The following is a 14,446-nucleotide window of genomic DNA, read 5'->3' as shown; positions in this document are numbered from 1 at the left end:
GGGCAACCTAACTCGGGAGTCCCGGAGGGTCAAGGAGATCAATCGGCTATTCCATGCGCATGTCCCGTCCATGTCCCGCCGGCGGGACAACGAGATCGACCAGCGAGGACCGAAAACCCGCGCGGCACGGTGGCCCGCAGCACGCCAATACGGCGATCGAAGCAGGCAGCAGCCCCATGGACTCCCTTGCGGGCGGGGCGTGGAGAACCTATGGCGAGGGACGGACTACCCCAGCCGAAGGAACGTCCGGCCGGGGCGCCTCATCTTTGCCAGCGTAGGACCACATTGATCGCGGAGTGCTTGCCCGACGTTTCACGGTAGTGCTAGTTTCACCCTCACTAAATGCCGGATCGAACGTTTCGCGGACCTGTTTTCGCAAAAGGAAGCGTGTATGGCAAATACATGGTGGGGAAGCCATCTGCTGAGCCGGGGCGCGGACGACGAGCTGTGGGCCATTTCCAGTGCGCCGGTCACTCGGGGGCAGTTACGTACAGCGGTCACTGATCTCGGAGAGCACTTTCGGAAGCAGGGTATTACGGAGGGCAGCTCGGTTCTCCTGAGGATGAAGCCGAGTTTCACCTATCTGCAAGTACTGTTGGCCCTGTGGAGCCGTGGCGCACAGGTGGTTCTGGTCGACTTCCGGCTGAAACCGGCCGAATACGAACCGCTGGTCGACCTGGTCCGTCCGCAGTACCTCGTCGTCGCGACCGGGGCCGACGGGCCGGTAGTCGGGTTCCGGCAGGAGTCCGGCTTCTCGGTCCAGCGACTGCCGAGCGGCCGACCGGCCGCCGACGGCATCCGCCTGGTGCAGTTCAGCTCGGGCTCGACAGGCCGGCCCAAGGTGATCGGTCGGCCGGCCGACTCCGTGCTGGCCGAACTCGACCGGCACAGCGCACTACCCGGAATCCCCGGTAGGGGCGAGCGGGTAGTGCTGCTGAACTCGGTCATGCACAACATGGGCCTGGTCAGCGGCGTGCTGCACGCCCTCGCGGCCGGGGCGACCCTGATCGTCCCACCGACGCTCCGCCCGGCCGAAGTGGTGAGGCTTATGGCGCGGGCCGAGGCATCTGCCGTGTACGGAACCCCCGTTCACTACGACCTGCTGGCCCGGATCGGGGGTCGGCCCGAACTGCCCGCGCTGCGGCTCGCGGTGTCCGGCGGTGAACGGGTGCCGCAGGACACCTATGAGCGGTTCCGCGCGCACTTCGGCCTGCCGATCAGTCCGGTTTATGGCGTGACCGAGATCGGGTTGATTGCGGGCGACCTGTCTGGCACCTCCGTGCCGCCTCAGTTGGGGCCCCCGGTACCGGGGGCCGAGGTGAAGGTGCTCGGTGAGGAGCTCTTCGTCCGGATGGAGCATTCGCCGTACCTGTACAGCGAGCACACCGATCGTTTCGCAGACGGTTGGCTGCGGACCTACGACCGGGTGCACCAGGACCCGGCGACCGGAGTTCTCAGCATGCTCGGTCGGGCCGACTCGCTGGTCGTAGTGGGCGGACTAAAGGTCGACCTCACGGAAGTGGAGACCGTCCTGCTGGGTCATCCACGGGTGACCGAGGCGGTGGTGACCCACGAGGAGGTCATCGAGGCGTTCGTGGGCGCCGATCAGGCACTTACCGCGGACGAGCTCGTCGCCTGGTGTCGAGAGCGGCTGAGCCCGGTCAAGAATCCCAAGCGGTTCTTCGTCACGCGGCAGCTGCCGCGGAACTCGATGGGAAAGCTGGTCCGCGACCGTGCGCTGATGCACGGGCGCATCACGTCGGAATCGTCGTCGTAGACATAGGGGGAGTGGTGATCTCAAAAGACGACATCAGAGCGATCTTGACCCAGAGCGCGGGGCTCGGACCGCCCGAGGAGCTACCGGACGACGCCGAGCTGGTGATCGACTCGTTCACCCTGGTCGTCCTCCAGCACGAGCTGGAGGAGCGGCACGGCGTGGTCATCGACCCGCACTTCGAGGACATGGCGCTGTTCACCTCAATCAACGGCATCCACAAGTACGTGACGACGGTTCTGGAAGAGAAGTGACGAACCCGTCCCCCACCTCGACTGTTTTACGCAGGGAGCAATGATGAGCAACCCCTTCGAGAACCCCGACGGCACCTTCCTCGTGCTCGTCAACGACGAGGGCCAGCATTCGCTGTGGCCCGCGTTCGCCGAGGTGCCTGCGGGCTGGACCGTCGCGCTCGCCGAGACCGACCGCCAGACCTGCCTCGCCTACGTCGAGGAGCACTGGACCGACATGCGACCGCTGAGCCTCGTACGCCGATAGGAGAACGCGATGGACGACGCCGCTTTCCCACAACTGCTGCTGAACGAGGAGGATCTGGAAGAGTCGTTCTACGGCGAGGAGCCGAGTGCCGCCTACGATCCCGTCTTCGTCTCCGGCGACGAGTCAGGGCAGGCCATCGTCGACCTGACGAACATGCTCACGCATGGTACGCACCCAGAGACGACGCATCATGCCTCCGCACTGTTCACGAATATCGTGGGTTCGGTGGTGTTCCACCACGTCGCGCAGTTCGGCAACGGAGCTTGCCGGCAGGTGTACCAGGAGCTCTTCGACGCGGTGCGCGACTGCGCGCACTACCGGATGGGGCTGAACGACGGCGTACAGCTCGACATCACGAGAGTGGATCTGGGGCCGGTCGAGTTGGGGGACGGCGGTTTCGTGGTGCGCTGGCTGTCCACCGTCGACCACTTCCGTATCGAGACCGCGTGGGTGATCGTGCCGAAGGACGGCATCCTCAACTTCATCAACACCCGCATTCCGGACGGGTCCGAGATCCATCGGCTCGCCCGCATCGCCATCGATCGCGTCGCCAACCTGACGGGTACGTCATGACGCCCAAGGCATCCGTCGTCGACTTCGAGTCCGCGCTGGAGTCGGTCGACTCGTGGCTAACCGAGTACATATCGGCGAGCCATCCGGAGATCGGCCGCACGGGGCCGATCTGCCCGTTCGTGTCACCCTCCCGCAAGAATCGGACGTTGGAGATCCGCTTACGGCTGGTCGGGCACGCGCCGAGCCTCGAACTGGTCGAGGAGATCGCGCGGAGCAGTCTGCGAGAGTACGAGCTGACGACCTGGCAGGGCAGGAATCCCATGCTGCAGGCCATGGTGATCGTCCTCCCCGATCTCTGCAGCGAGGACACCGAACTACTCGACCAGGCCCAGGCACACGTGAAGGACGACTTCGTAGCGCAGGGCCTCATGATCGGCCAGTTCCATGAGAACTGCGAGGTGACGGCGGCGCGCAACCCCCGTTTCGTGGTGAGCAGGGCGCCGGTGCCCGTCCTCGCGATCCGCGCAATCGCCCTCCACGATGTCTTCTTCCTGTCCGAACGGCCGCACTGGTTCCAGAAATACCGGGAGAAGTTTGGCAAGTTCTTCGGACCAGAGTCCACCCTGATGGATCCGCTCCTGGTGGAGCGTTACCGGGAGAGCGAGCAGGCTTACCGCTATTCGTCGTAAATGCCACCGCTCGCAGCTGCGGCTCACTACCTCGGTATGACCGACCCTCGATCGGGGTGCGCGTACTTCAGCGCGGCGGCGACGGAGAACCCGAAGTGTTCGATGCCGGTGCCCCCAGCGCCTCCAAGAGGAGCTCTACATAGAGCGGAGTGACCGGCGACGAGTCGGCCTTGGCCTGCCGGTTGATGAACGGGTATGAATTGCCGGTGATGGGCCATCTGCGATGCCGGTGCCGCAGCCGAGTGTCCGGCAGGGACTCGGTGACCTCGTCGAGGAGGACGATGTTAAGGCCGGGTCTTTCGGTGGATGAGTAGGCGTCCCCGTGCGAACTCAACATCGGGCCGAGCGAACAGGCCAGGAGGAACGCGCCGCCTTGAGCTTGGCCGGAGCGGCTCGCGCGGTCGCAACCGCCGGAAACCCACAGAGCGCTCGCGCACTGGGCATCGACGCCCTCGAACGGCTCCGCAACCTCGCCAGCCCTCACACGGCAGAGGTCCAGGAATGGCTAAGAAGCTGCATCTGACGCATACATGACCAGAGACGTCATGGCTGGGGCTGGCCGAGCGCGTCCCGTCTTACGGAACCCTTGGATCGGACGGTCGCGTCCTACCGGGAGGACGCACTGGCCCTCTGCGGATCGAAACGCCCGTTCTTCGTGGTGGCGGCGCCGAAGAGCAGCTGGGCGACGCCGACGTAGTCGGCCAAGAGCAGCCCAGCAGCCGCTTGTCCCAGCCGGGGTGGATGACCCCCCGCACGACCCGAAGGGCGTTCCGGTCGACGATGACGCCGATCTCCTCCCGCGCCTCCCGGATCACGGCGTCGAACACGTCCTCGCCCTCGTCGGGCTTCCCGGAGGGCAGGTTCAGAAGGCCGTCGGCGTAACCGGTGCCCTGCCGCTCCCGTCATGCACAGCAGCACCCACCCCCGCCCGTTGACCGGCAGCTTCCGGCTCGGAGTCTTCGACACCTCGGTGCTCACCCAGGACATCACCGCAGCGCTGAAGCGGGGCCGGCCGTCCTCGATCCTGGCCGAGCCGATGACGCGCACCGACATCCTCGCGGCCCTCCCTGTGTGGGCGCAGGAACCGCACCGCCGGCAGATGGACGGGCTGGGACGGCTGTTGCACCGCTTCCCGGCCTTCCACCAGGCAGCGCCGAGCAGTTGGCAGGTCGGCAGGACCAACATGCAGATCACCGCCCCGCCTTGGGGATGGCCGCCGTCCACACGATGCGAACGGCCCGTCCCGAGGGCTGCAATGCCGGGGACCGGGCGCGTTCTTCTGCGGCGTCAGGCTTCCACGTACGCGACGACGACTACGGTGCGCAACGCACTGACGTAGTAGATGACGCGGACGTCGTCGACGTCGTCCGCGTAATCGCGCAGTTCAGGGTGGGAGCCAGGGATCGGGCTGCCGAGGTCCGGGGCGACGGACAGCGCGGTCAGTGCGCGGTCCAGGGCGTGGATCTCGGCTTCGTCAGTGATGGCTTCGATCTGCTTGGCGGCGGAGTCTGAGAAGAAGATCCGTGCGCGGCCGCGGGCGTGCTTGGCCATTAGGCGACGTCGCCGCGCTGGGCGTGCAGCTGGGCGAGCTTGGCCTCGCGCAGCTCCTCCCACGGCACGCAGTCGTCGATCGCGGGCAGACCGTTGGCGGCGATGTCCTCCAGGACGGCGGCGACCTGGTCAGCCTGCTCACGCTTGCGCGCCGCGTACGCGCGTAGTGCGTCCGCGCCCTCAGGGGTAAGCGGCTCGCGGCCCGGTGCCGGCTGCAAGGTGTCGTGCTCGCTCATCGTGAGACTCCTGCTCTCTTGCTTGGGATTCACGGTAGCGCCCGCCGGGCCGGTCTGACCTCCGGTCTGGACGAAAGATGGCCCTGGATCCCGAAGGCCTGCCCGGCGGCGGGTCAGTGGCGCTCGAACCGGGGTTTCGGGTGGCCGTAGTCGGCGGCTTTCATGTGGTCGCAGACGGGCTCCCGCTGCGTGAAGGCGGTACCGGTCTCGCGGGCGAGGACAGGGAAGAAGCGCTGGGCTTGGGTGACTGGCCGGTCGTCGTCCAGTGGAAGTCCTCCGCACCCCGCATCGCGCGCAGCACCAGGCGCCGACCCAAGCCCTGACGCTGCCAGTGGTCCGCGATGGAGATCTTCGCGATGTGGCCGCGGCGACACTCAGAGCAGGTGTGCCACGACAGTACCGCCGCATCCCAGCCCGTCCGGTCGCACACGCACAGGACCTGAAAGTCCCCCTCGCCGGCCGCCGGGTAGTACAGCCACAGCTGCTGTCGGAAGGGATGCAAGCACAGCAACCGGCTCCATTCCCGGTCGGTAACTCTGCAGGGGACCGCGTTCCGCCACCTCGCCAGGCGCCCGCCGACACGGACTGACGCGGGTCGCCCATCCCGGCTAATCCCCTCTGCCCCGTTCTGCCCCCATGAGGTGGTGGTGATCTCGTGAAGCACAAGGTGGTGTCCATCGAGCTGACCGCCGAGGGCTACGTCGTCACCTGTCCGGGCACCGATGCGGTCGGTCGCGGCCGGAGTGAGGCGGATGCCTGGCTGGACTTCTGCAACGCCGTCCACGCTGAGTGGCAGCCGCCGAAGGACGTCACGCTCGCCGCGGCGCGTGAGCGGCTGCCGGCGCGCCGGGCCTGCTGGCTGAAGTGCGCACGATCAGGGTGCGCGACCTGTTCGGCTGATACGGGCCCGGCCGCCGTCTCCGCCCCCACCGCCCGATGGTGGCAGGGCGGCAGGAGGGGGCGGAGGTCTGTGAATGGCTCGAGCCGTCAGCCCCGCCGTTCGGTGGCCGTGTACTGCTCGGTCTGCTGCCAGCTCGCGGGGATACCCAGCGCGGTGGGGGCGTCCGCGATCCCCGCGCCCAGGCGGGGGTCGGCGCCGGGCAGGGGCCGGCAGGCGGTGCGCACCAGCAGGTAGAGGCGGTCGGCACGGTCCGCGGTCCGCGGCACCGCCTGGGTGCGCAGGTGGTCGTGGTGGGCGAGCAGCAGCGCCGCCAGTCCGGTGACGTGGGCGGCGGCGATCGCCGTGCCGTCCACCGCGGCGTAGCCGTCACCGAGTGCGGTGGTGATGACTGCCGCGCCGGGCGCGACCAGGTCCACGCCGGGGCCGGTGGGAGTGAACGGGGCCGGATAGGGGCCGGGCCACGGCGGCTGCACCTGGGTGAGCGGGCTGGTGGCGGGGTAGGTGCCGGTGTGCGCGATCGCCCCCACCGCCAGCACCCCCGGCAGGGTGGCGACCTGGGTGAGGGGCCCGGCGGTGTCCCCCGCCGGGGCGATGACGGTGATGCCGGCGGCGTGTGCGTCGGCGAGTTTCCAGGCGGCCAGCTGGGAGCGTACGGGGTAGGCGAGGCTGATCTGGGCGATGTCGATGTCGTGGGTGATGCAGTGGTCGACCGCCTCGAGCAGGTCGCTGAGGTGCCCGCCGGGGAACAGCTTCAGCGCGTGCACCTCGGCCTCCGCCGCGATCCCGGCGATGCCGGCGTTGTTGTCGGCCGCGGCGATGGCCCCGGCGCACCAGGTGCCGTGCCCGGTCGCATCGAGGCCCCAGGTGCTGTTGATGACGCCGGTGAAGTCGTGCCCGTGCTTGACGGTGTCCTTCAGGTCCGGGTGGGCGGTGTTCACCCCGGAGTCCAGCAGCGCGATCTTGATGCCGTGGCCGCGGTAGGTGGGTGGGATCTGGTGGAGCCGCATCGCCTCCACGCCCCAGCCGGTGAGCGCCCGGCCCGGGAAGCCCTCGAACGTCTCCGACAACGCCTGCACCATCACCACCGCCTCCTGCCCCTCGGCGGGTTGAGGGATGCCGGTGCGGGCCGGCCAGTAGCCGGCCACCGGGCGCACGTAGAGGGCCTGCAGGGTGTCCGGGGTGTCGGCGGCCAGTGTCATGGTGACGCGTCCGTCCGGGCCGGTGGTGCCGTGGACCGGGCCGCCGGTGCCGATCGCCCACACGTGCGCCCCGGCCACCGCTTCCCCGTCACTGCCCACCACGCGCAGGGTGAGGTGTTCGGGCTCCTCGAGGGTGATGGCTAGCATGGGGTCGATCACCGGCACCGGGCCGACACCCACGGATGGTGTGGGGGTGTAGGAGAGCGGCTGGTCGATCTCCACGACCACCTGCGGGTTCCCGGCCAGAGCGCGGGCCCGCTCCTGGGGCATCTTCACGACGGCGATGGGCGGGCAGGCCGGGTGCGGCTCCGCGATCGCCCCCAACCCGCGCGACCGCGACGGCTGCACCTGCGCCACGGGTTCCACATCGGGGTCTTCCTCCAGCAGCTTGAACAGCGCGGAGGCCTCGATCGGCGGCACCCCGCTCGGAAGCAGCCCCAAGGGCCGGGGAGCGACCAGATAGCGGCCCCACCCCGCCCGCACACGCCGGCCCTGGTACCCCAGCGCCTGCGCCTCCCCGCCCATCCGTCCGGCCGGCCCACCTGCCCCGCCCGCGGCCGCCGGCGACTGCCCGGCCTCACGCGCCGCGCCCTGCACATGCGGGGTCTTCCCGCCCTTGCCATTGCCCGGCTTCACACCGTTGCCGCCCTGCTCACTCATTCAGCCAACCGCCATCTCAACGTAAAGCGTCGTCGTACGCCCTGGATCTTCAGTGGCTGGCCGGGAAGCGGGCGTCCATGAGCTCCCCGGCCAGCGGGCCGCCGCGCCTTTGCCTCGCGCCGGCGGCATCCGGCCGGGCAGACCCCGCTCCCCCACAGGGAGAAAAGGGAACGGGTGCTGCCCGGGCGGGTGTCTCACATACCCAGAGGCGACAGCTGCCCGTACTGCGGCTGCTGCCCGAAGGCGCCCTGGCCCGGGAACTGGCCGAGCTGACCCTGACCCCAGAGCTGGCCCTGCGGCTGCATGCCCGGGAACTGGCCGAACTGCTGCTGGCCCTGCTGGCCCTGCTGGCTCTGCTGCACCAGCATCAGGATCGCCATAGGCAGCGCCTGCTGCACGGACTGCTCCACAGCGCTGCGCACGCCCTGGCGCAGGGTGTGGTGCAGCGCGACAGCCAGGTACGGGTGCGCCTGGTGGGCCAAGCCCTGCTGCTGCAGCTGCTGCTGGACCTGCTGGATCTGCTGCAGCGTCTGCTGCAGGCGCTGCGCCACCTGCTGGCTCGCCTGCTGGCAGGCCTGCTGGATCGACTGCTGGACCACCTGCGCGATCTGCTGCTGCGACCCGGCGATCTGCTGGCCGAACGGCTGCTGTGTGATCGGGGGCTGGCCGAACGGCTGTTGCTGGTACGGCTGCTGGGTCTGCGGCTGGCTGATCTGCTGGGGGGTGTACACGGACATGCGGAACTCCTCCTTGAGCTCTCCGGAATGCACGGACGAACGGTGCGCCGGACAGCCCGGCCACCGCCACCGAGCAGCAAACCACTAACCGACCAAGAACACATTCCGGGACATACCGCCAAGCGGCGGAGCCAGGTCACGGTCGCGCTGACGATCGCCGCAGTCACGGCATCCGCTCTGCACACGAGCGGGGCGACGGCACCGGGGAGAGTGGGCGATTGGCCTGGACAGGCCGCCGGGCGCAGGCTGGAACCATGAGCGTGGACCCCTCCCGAGGCGCTCATGGTGCACTGCCGTTGCTCGCGCCGATGCTCGCGGTGATCGGCCCGCCGCCCAGGCCGGAGACCGAGGCCGAGTACGCCTACGAAACGCCCTTCAACGGCGCCCGGGTCATCGCCCACCTGCCCGGGGACGCAAGCATGCGGCTGCTGTCCCACGCCGGGATGGATGTCACCGCCCAGTACCCCGAACTCACGGCGCTCGCCTCGCTGCTGCCCCGACCTCAGGCGGTGCTCGACGGGGAGATCATCACCCTCGACGGCGCCGGGCGTCCGTCGGAGGAGCGGCTGCAGCAGCGGATGAGCCTGCACCACCCCGAGGCAGTCAGCCACGCCCTCGAGGATCTGCCCGTCCGGCTGATGCTCTACGACATCCTCTACCTCGGCGAACCGACCGTGTAGCTTCCCTACGCCGCCCGCCGAGACCTCCTCGACGACCTCGCCCTCGCAGGGTCCGGCCTCGCGGTGCCCGCGGCCTTGCCCGCACTCGCTGCCCAGGCCCTTCAGCAGAGTCTCGAAGAGGGCTTCGACGGCGTCGTCGCCAAACGCCTCGCCAGCACCTACCTGCCCGGACGCCGCACCCGCGACTGGATCAAGATCAAGCCCCTGGGGGCGTCGGGGACGTAGCCCACGGGGGTTGTCCGGCCCCATTACGCCAGTGGTGGATGGTCAGGTCGCGTCCCTGCCCGGCGGCGTGAGGCCGCCGGGCGGAGGCCGCAAGGGCGCGGCGCGAGCGAGAGGAGATCACGACGTGAGTGCTCAGCGCCTGGCGCCACGATGACGCCGACGTGCAGACGGCCGGCAGGGCCGGCGCCGCACCGTCATCCAGGTCGTGGAACCTCACCCCTGCTGAATCCTGGGCCCTTGGCATTCCGTGCTTGGCTGGGATACCAGGACTCGAACCTGAACTAACGGAACCAGAAACCGTCGGGCTGCCAATTACCCCATATCCCACTGCTCCGGCTGTCACCACGGGAGTTCGGTCCAGCCAGGGTGTCCTCGCCGCGAGCGCTGACAGTTCATCACGCGACGGGGCACGTCTCGTCTGCGACCTTACCCCTGTCCCGCTCGATACAGCGTCTTCTGCCCGGGGGTGTCGCTCAGGCCTTGAGAGACGGAGCGGCGCCCGGCCCGCGCCTCACCCACCAGCAGGGATACGGCGGCCCACGATGCGGCGGCATGAGGGCCGTCCGGCGGTGATCCGGGAGCGGAGCGCGGGTGTGAGGAAGCTGGCAGATGCGCAGGGGCAGGCCAAAGGCTCGGGCAGCTTCTCCATCCGCCCCGCCACCGATGCCGGTCTCCCCGCCGTGCTGGCACTGGTCCAGGCCGATCACCTGCCCGGGCACGGCGGGGCGGACACCGCCGGTGAGCCGCCGACACCGGAAGGGCTCGGGCCCGGCGAAGTCTTCGCCCTCACCAACGCAGGCGATCAGATCCGCTCGCACTCATCGCCCGACTCGGTGACCACCACGTGGCCCGGCTCGGTGCTGGTCACTGCGTCCCGCAGCCGGGCGACGAGTTCAGGTACGGCGACGACGCAGCCCTGCGCCACCAGGTCTAACGGCACTTCGTGCGCGGCACCGAACTGAACCTCTACGCCGGGCGGCTGGCCCAGCGCGCACTCACCGCGCAGACACGATCCGGGCCGCCACGTACGCCCTCGCCGCGCAGCTTCCCCAACCGGAACGACTGCGTGCCGAACTCGCCGAAGAACTGTGGACCTTCGCGGCGCGCCGCAGAATGGTCCCGACTGCACCGCCTGCGACACCAGGTCCTGAGCAAGGCTCCGGGCGGCCACCTTCGGCCCGACGCCATCGGCGAGTCCGCCCACGCCCTGGAGCGCGAACAAGCGACCCTGGACCAGTTGGTCAGCCGACTGGAAGCACAGGCCGGCCTGTTGCGAACGCTTGCAGGCCTGGCAGGCTCTGCAGGCACTTGCCGGCCACCACGAGGACTTCCGCGACCTGCTCGCCGCTGATGCCGTCGACGAGCACACCGCCGGCTCCTGGGGCGTGCACTACGGACAGGCGCTCCAGCTCGCCCGCGACCTGGACGCGGACCTGGAGGCGTACGCCCGCCGAAGCTGACGTCCTGGCTGGGGGTGTTCTCGTCCGTTATGCGCTTGGCGAGGTTGTCGGTCGAGGCTGTGTGGATCACGGTTTCGGAGCTGGCGGGGAGGGTCTCGTAGTCGCGAGCCAGACGCCGGCTTGCAAGGAAGCCAACAGCCTGGGCCTGACCATGCGCTTCGAACCCATCACTGCCTGACCGACTGACTCACCACCGAAACATTTTCGTGTCAGTCCCGTTGGACAGCAGTCGAGGTGACGCCCCGTGGAGCCGGTTATGCATGGTGAAGTCGGTCCGGACGGCCACACCGGACTGCAGCAGCTTCTGGTGAACCACCGGATTTCGGCCGGGGTAGGAGACCACAACGCTCATATATCCCTCGGGTAGACCAGTCACGGCGTACTGGCCCTGCGCGTTCGTCTTGGTCCGCACCAACTGCCGGCCGCTGGCGTCCATGACGGTCACCGCGGCATGGCGCACGGGCTGCTGCTCGTCGTCGCAGACGATGCCCTCCAGCATGGGCAACGGCTCGCCGAAGTGGTGGCGGTGGACCGGAAGCGCGGTAGGCGTGGGCGCCTCCACGGACGGGTCCTCCACCGGCGGCTCCGGAATGTCCTCCTGCTCGTCCTCCGCGCCCCGTCGTGCGGCCATGCGGTGGTGCCGCCACGCGTCGAGGCCCAGCAGGGCCAAACCCGCCGTGATCCACGCGCACAGTACGAGGACCGGCTTGAGTACCCCCGCATCGTTGAAGTACAGGACTCCCGTCAGGGCGTCCACCGCGTTGCCCAGCGGCATGACGGCGTGCAGGTCCTGGAAGAACGTCGGCAGCAGCGGGACGGGAGCCAAGCCGCTGGAGGGAACGCTCAGCACGATGAACAGCCCCATACCCACTAGAGGGAAGAACTGTTTGGTGAAAGGCGCCACGCCGGCGGCGAACGTGGCCACCGCCGTGGTGAGCAAGAAGGCGATCGCCAGGGCCGAGGGGTCGTTGGGGAAGTAGTCCAGCCATACGCCGACGAGGAAGCCGACGACGCTGAAGAGGGCAGCGACGCCCGCGATCGTCATCAGTTTCCTGCGGCGGTTGAAGGTCACCGCCCGCAGCAGGGTCGTCGCGAGTATGTAGCCGGGGACGCTCCAGGCGACTCCGAAGTAGACCAGGGTCGTGCCATTCTGGTCCTTGCTCACGGCGGGCGCCACGTCCGTGACCGTGAGCCTCTGGTGGTTGTGCGCTGCAAGCTCGGTGAAGCCCTTGGTCAGCGCCTGCTTGAGGGGCTTCCCGTTGGCCTGGGCCACGTACAGCACACTGTGTCTGCCCTCGTCGACGTAGCCCGCCACGGCGTCCCGGTCCAGCACCGCCCGGCGGGCTTCTCCGGTGTCTGCCACGGAGGTGACATCGAATCCACCGGGATGCTGCCGCCGCAGAGCGGTGTCGACCTCGCGTTCCATTGCGCCTTGAGCGACCACGACCTTCGCGTGGTGCGGCTGAGGCGCGTGAAAGGCCGGGGCGAAACAGAACAGGAGGCCGAGGAAGAGTACCGCCGGGAACATCAGGGTCTCGGCCAGAGTCCTGGCCAGGGGTATGCGCCGAGGGCGCGAGATCCGGTGTTTCACAGACCCACCCTTTGGACGCCACAGTGAGCCACGCCGTAGTGCACGTGGGACAGGCCGCCGACCGGATGCGCGGCGATGCCGCGGCCGCCGCGCCAGTGCCGGTGGACCAGGTCGTCGGTACCCAAGCCGCGCTCCTCTAGCGGCCGCGTGTCGCGGGCGGGTAGCGCCATCACGGCGCCGACGTTCTCTGCCTCCACGGCCTGCGCGGAGATCTCGGAGTTGTTGCCGGGCCTCCGCAGGGAGACCGCGGGACCAAGTCCTCCGACGCTACGTTCCGCGATCATCATTCGCGGTGCAGCCAGCTCCATGGCACCCCTCTCCGTTCTTTGCACCTGGCCGTTGCCATTGCATATTCCGTTAATGTACCGATCGGCACATCTACGCCTTGTGGACCTTACGCGTACCGACCGGTACAGTCAAAACGTGCCTCGCCCCGTCAATGCCGAAAAGCGTGCCGATCTGCTGAAGCAGGTTGTGTACCACCTGCAGCACCACGGTCTCGCGCAGATGTCGCTGAGCCCGCTCGGCGAGGCCATCGGCACCACCAAACGCATGCTTCTGTACTACTTCGGCAGCCGCGAGAACTTGTTGGCTCAGGCAATGGCCGCCAGCCTCCCCGACACCCACGCGATATTCGACGACGTCCACGACACCGCTGGCCTACGCAAGGCCGCCCACGCCCTGTGGGAAGCGATCACCGTCGGGGAGCAGTCCGGGGCGATCCGCATGCTGCTGCAGTTGCTCAGCCTGGCCGCCACCGATCCGGAGCAGTACGGCAGCCTCGCCGCCGACTCCGTCGAACTCATGATGGGCCCAATCGCCGCCGCTTACGCCCGGCTGGGTCACCCGCCACAGCAGGCGCGGGCAGCGGCTACGCTGCTCGCCTCCGGCCTGCGCGGATTGTGCCAGGACCGCTTGGTGACCCATGACGCCGCCCGTACCGACGCGGCCGCTCGCCGCCTCATCAAGCACGCGGTCGCCGCGGCCGGCTGACACTCGCCGCGCATGCCCGCGGAGGCGGACGGTGCCGACGCCAGCCAACATGGCCTTGCTGAACCTGGCCTTCGGCCGCACGCGCTTCGTCTGTCTGCGTCGTGAGGATGTCCTGGCGCAGGCCGTGTCCTGGCTGCGAGCCGAGCAGACCGATACCTGGTACATCGGCGGCAACGGAGAGATCGGCGGTAACGGCGGCAGGGGGCAGCTGCCCGTCTTCGACGCGGACCGCATCGGCGAGCTGGTGCAGATCATCGATGAGCACAACGCGGCGTGGGAGGCCTGGTTCGCCACGTGCGGTATCAGTCCGCTCCGGGTGCGCTACGAGGAACTCGATACCGACATGGCCGGTGTCACGGAAGGCATCCTCACCTTCCTCGGGCTCAGTTCACCCGACGGGCGCGCGATCGTGCCCAGGCACAAGCGTCAGGCGGACGAACTCAACGATCAGTGGATCGAACGCTATCGGGCTGAGTCGGCACAGCGCTGAAGAGTGAGCTGCTGCGAGGTGATCCGCCTCGTGTCAGGGACACCGGCGGCCCGGGTGACGTGATCACACGCCGACTCTTAGCGTTGCCTCCGTGGGCAGGGACGGGGTGCCCCGAATGGGGCTGGTCGTGATTGCGGAGGACGACGCCGGGCCGCGGTTGTGCCGTGGGTGCGGTGGTCCTTTGATGCCAGCGGCGAAGGTGACGGCAGCGAATACCTCGGCCAGGTGCTGGAAGGGACCCGGACGTCC

The 14,446-nt window shown here is 68.6% G+C and carries 18 protein-coding genes, 1 tRNA gene and 3 pseudogenes; 12 read left to right on the top strand and 10 right to left on the bottom strand.

What is annotated here, in order from left to right:
* Positions 1-391 precede the first annotated feature (391 nt).
* From C4B68_RS39065 to C4B68_RS39045, 5 genes are read left to right on the top strand one after another with little or no spacing between them, the layout of a single operon-like run.
* Positions 392-1,777 (top strand): class I adenylate-forming enzyme family protein, encoded by a 1,386-nt coding sequence (locus C4B68_RS39065; protein ID WP_099505800.1) that lies wholly within the window; start codon positions 392-394, stop codon positions 1,775-1,777.
* Between the two features lie 44 nt (positions 1,778-1,821).
* Positions 1,822-2,028, top strand: coding sequence for a hypothetical protein (locus tag C4B68_RS39060; protein ID WP_143674477.1), 207 nt, complete (start codon positions 1,822-1,824; stop codon positions 2,026-2,028).
* A 43-nt stretch (positions 2,029-2,071) separates the two neighbouring features.
* The gene (locus C4B68_RS39055) at positions 2,072-2,272 is read left to right on the top strand and encodes an MbtH family protein (protein WP_099505831.1); all 201 of its coding nucleotides are present in this window, start codon (positions 2,072-2,074) and stop codon (positions 2,270-2,272) included.
* A 9-nt stretch (positions 2,273-2,281) separates the two neighbouring features.
* Entirely contained in the window at positions 2,282-2,845 is a 564-nt protein-coding gene (locus tag C4B68_RS39050; protein WP_099505802.1) for a hypothetical protein, read from the top strand.
* Positions 2,842-3,474, top strand: a complete 633-nt coding sequence (locus C4B68_RS39045; RefSeq protein ID WP_099505803.1) for a DUF6875 domain-containing protein — start codon at positions 2,842-2,844, stop codon at positions 3,472-3,474. The genes C4B68_RS39050 and C4B68_RS39045 overlap by 4 nt, the downstream gene beginning before the upstream one ends.
* Positions 3,475-3,541: 67 nt before the next feature.
* Here the strand turns inward: C4B68_RS39045 and C4B68_RS41525 are convergent, their stop codons facing one another.
* Entirely contained in the window at positions 3,542-3,811 is a 270-nt protein-coding gene (locus tag C4B68_RS41525; RefSeq protein ID WP_143674479.1) for a hypothetical protein, read from the bottom strand.
* Between the two features lie 238 nt (positions 3,812-4,049).
* Positions 4,050-4,343, bottom strand: a pseudogene (locus C4B68_RS44495) (NUDIX domain-containing protein); the annotation flags it as partial.
* Positions 4,344-4,378: 35 nt separating this feature from the next.
* On the opposite strand from C4B68_RS44495, the gene C4B68_RS41520 reads away from it, so the two are divergent.
* A complete protein-coding gene (locus C4B68_RS41520) occupies positions 4,379-4,813 on the top strand; it encodes a PIN domain-containing protein (RefSeq protein ID WP_099505806.1) in 435 nt (144 codons plus the stop codon).
* On the opposite strand, the gene C4B68_RS39030 is transcribed toward C4B68_RS41520, so the two are convergent.
* Together C4B68_RS39030 and C4B68_RS39025 are read right to left on the bottom strand one after the other, a co-directional pair.
* Positions 4,762-5,025 carry a type II toxin-antitoxin system RelE family toxin gene (locus C4B68_RS39030; protein ID WP_099505807.1) on the bottom strand — a complete coding sequence of 88 codons (264 nt, stop codon included), beginning with the start codon at positions 5,023-5,025 and terminating at the stop codon, positions 4,762-4,764. The genes C4B68_RS41520 and C4B68_RS39030 overlap by 52 nt on opposite strands.
* Positions 5,025-5,261, bottom strand: a complete 237-nt coding sequence (locus C4B68_RS39025; RefSeq protein WP_099505808.1) for a hypothetical protein — start codon at positions 5,259-5,261, stop codon at positions 5,025-5,027. Before C4B68_RS39025 ends, C4B68_RS39030 begins: the two co-directional genes overlap by 1 nt.
* Before the next feature lie 77 nt (positions 5,262-5,338).
* Here C4B68_RS39025 and C4B68_RS39020 point away from each other — a divergent pair, with 77 nt between their 5' ends.
* On the top strand, positions 5,339-5,584 hold the full coding sequence (locus C4B68_RS39020; protein WP_104880053.1) for a hypothetical protein: 246 nt from the start codon (positions 5,339-5,341) through the stop codon (positions 5,582-5,584).
* 664 nt (positions 5,585-6,248) lie between these two features.
* Here the strand turns inward: C4B68_RS39020 and C4B68_RS39015 are convergent.
* Entirely contained in the window at positions 6,249-8,021 is a 1,773-nt protein-coding gene (locus tag C4B68_RS39015; RefSeq protein ID WP_099505810.1) for a S8 family serine peptidase, read from the bottom strand.
* A 194-nt stretch (positions 8,022-8,215) separates the two neighbouring features.
* The gene (locus C4B68_RS39010) at positions 8,216-8,791 is read right to left on the bottom strand and encodes a hypothetical protein (protein WP_143674480.1); all 576 of its coding nucleotides are present in this window, start codon (positions 8,789-8,791) and stop codon (positions 8,216-8,218) included.
* A 221-nt stretch (positions 8,792-9,012) separates the two neighbouring features.
* Between C4B68_RS39010 and C4B68_RS43900 the strand changes: the two are divergent.
* Positions 9,013-9,663: pseudogene (locus C4B68_RS43900) on the top strand (ATP-dependent DNA ligase).
* A gap of 252 nt (positions 9,664-9,915) precedes the next feature.
* Here the strand turns inward: C4B68_RS43900 and C4B68_RS38995 are convergent.
* A tRNA-Gln gene (locus C4B68_RS38995) sits at positions 9,916-9,990 on the bottom strand.
* A gap of 266 nt (positions 9,991-10,256) precedes the next feature.
* Here C4B68_RS38995 and C4B68_RS41515 point away from each other — a divergent pair.
* Positions 10,257-10,625 carry a hypothetical protein gene (locus tag C4B68_RS41515; protein ID WP_143674481.1) on the top strand — a complete coding sequence of 123 codons (369 nt, stop codon included), beginning with the start codon at positions 10,257-10,259 and terminating at the stop codon, positions 10,623-10,625.
* Between the two features lie 318 nt (positions 10,626-10,943).
* Positions 10,944-11,123, top strand: coding sequence for a hypothetical protein (locus C4B68_RS38990; RefSeq protein ID WP_099505814.1), 180 nt, complete (start codon positions 10,944-10,946; stop codon positions 11,121-11,123).
* 7 nt (positions 11,124-11,130) lie between these two features.
* On the opposite strand, the pseudogene C4B68_RS44935 reads toward C4B68_RS38990, so the two are convergent.
* The 3 genes and pseudogenes from C4B68_RS44935 to C4B68_RS38980 form a co-directional block, all read right to left on the bottom strand.
* Positions 11,131-11,241, bottom strand: a pseudogene (locus tag C4B68_RS44935) (IS5/IS1182 family transposase); the annotation flags it as partial.
* A 69-nt stretch (positions 11,242-11,310) separates the two neighbouring features.
* A complete protein-coding gene (locus C4B68_RS38985; RefSeq protein ID WP_240634623.1) occupies positions 11,311-12,714 on the bottom strand; it encodes a carboxypeptidase regulatory-like domain-containing protein in 1,404 nt (467 codons plus the stop codon).
* Positions 12,711-13,022, bottom strand: coding sequence for a hypothetical protein (locus C4B68_RS38980; protein ID WP_143674483.1), 312 nt, complete (start codon positions 13,020-13,022; stop codon positions 12,711-12,713). Before C4B68_RS38980 ends, C4B68_RS38985 begins: the two co-directional genes overlap by 4 nt.
* 115 nt (positions 13,023-13,137) lie before the next feature.
* Between C4B68_RS38980 and C4B68_RS38975 the strand changes: the two genes are divergently transcribed.
* Positions 13,138-13,707: a TetR/AcrR family transcriptional regulator gene (locus tag C4B68_RS38975; protein ID WP_240634622.1), complete on the top strand. Its 570-nt coding sequence runs from the start codon at positions 13,138-13,140 to the stop codon at positions 13,705-13,707.
* A gap of 31 nt (positions 13,708-13,738) precedes the next feature.
* The gene (locus C4B68_RS38970; RefSeq protein ID WP_167459254.1) at positions 13,739-14,197 is read left to right on the top strand and encodes a Stf0 family sulfotransferase; all 459 of its coding nucleotides are present in this window, start codon (positions 13,739-13,741) and stop codon (positions 14,195-14,197) included.
* Positions 14,198-14,446: the final 249 nt, after the last annotated feature.

Origin of the sequence: Streptomyces dengpaensis (genome assembly GCF_002946835.1) — a bacterium.
GTDB classification, from domain to species: domain Bacteria; phylum Actinomycetota; class Actinomycetes; order Streptomycetales; family Streptomycetaceae; genus Streptomyces; species Streptomyces dengpaensis.
Note: the sequence above shows the minus strand (reverse complement) of the source record. Positions and strands in the feature narration are given on the sequence as shown.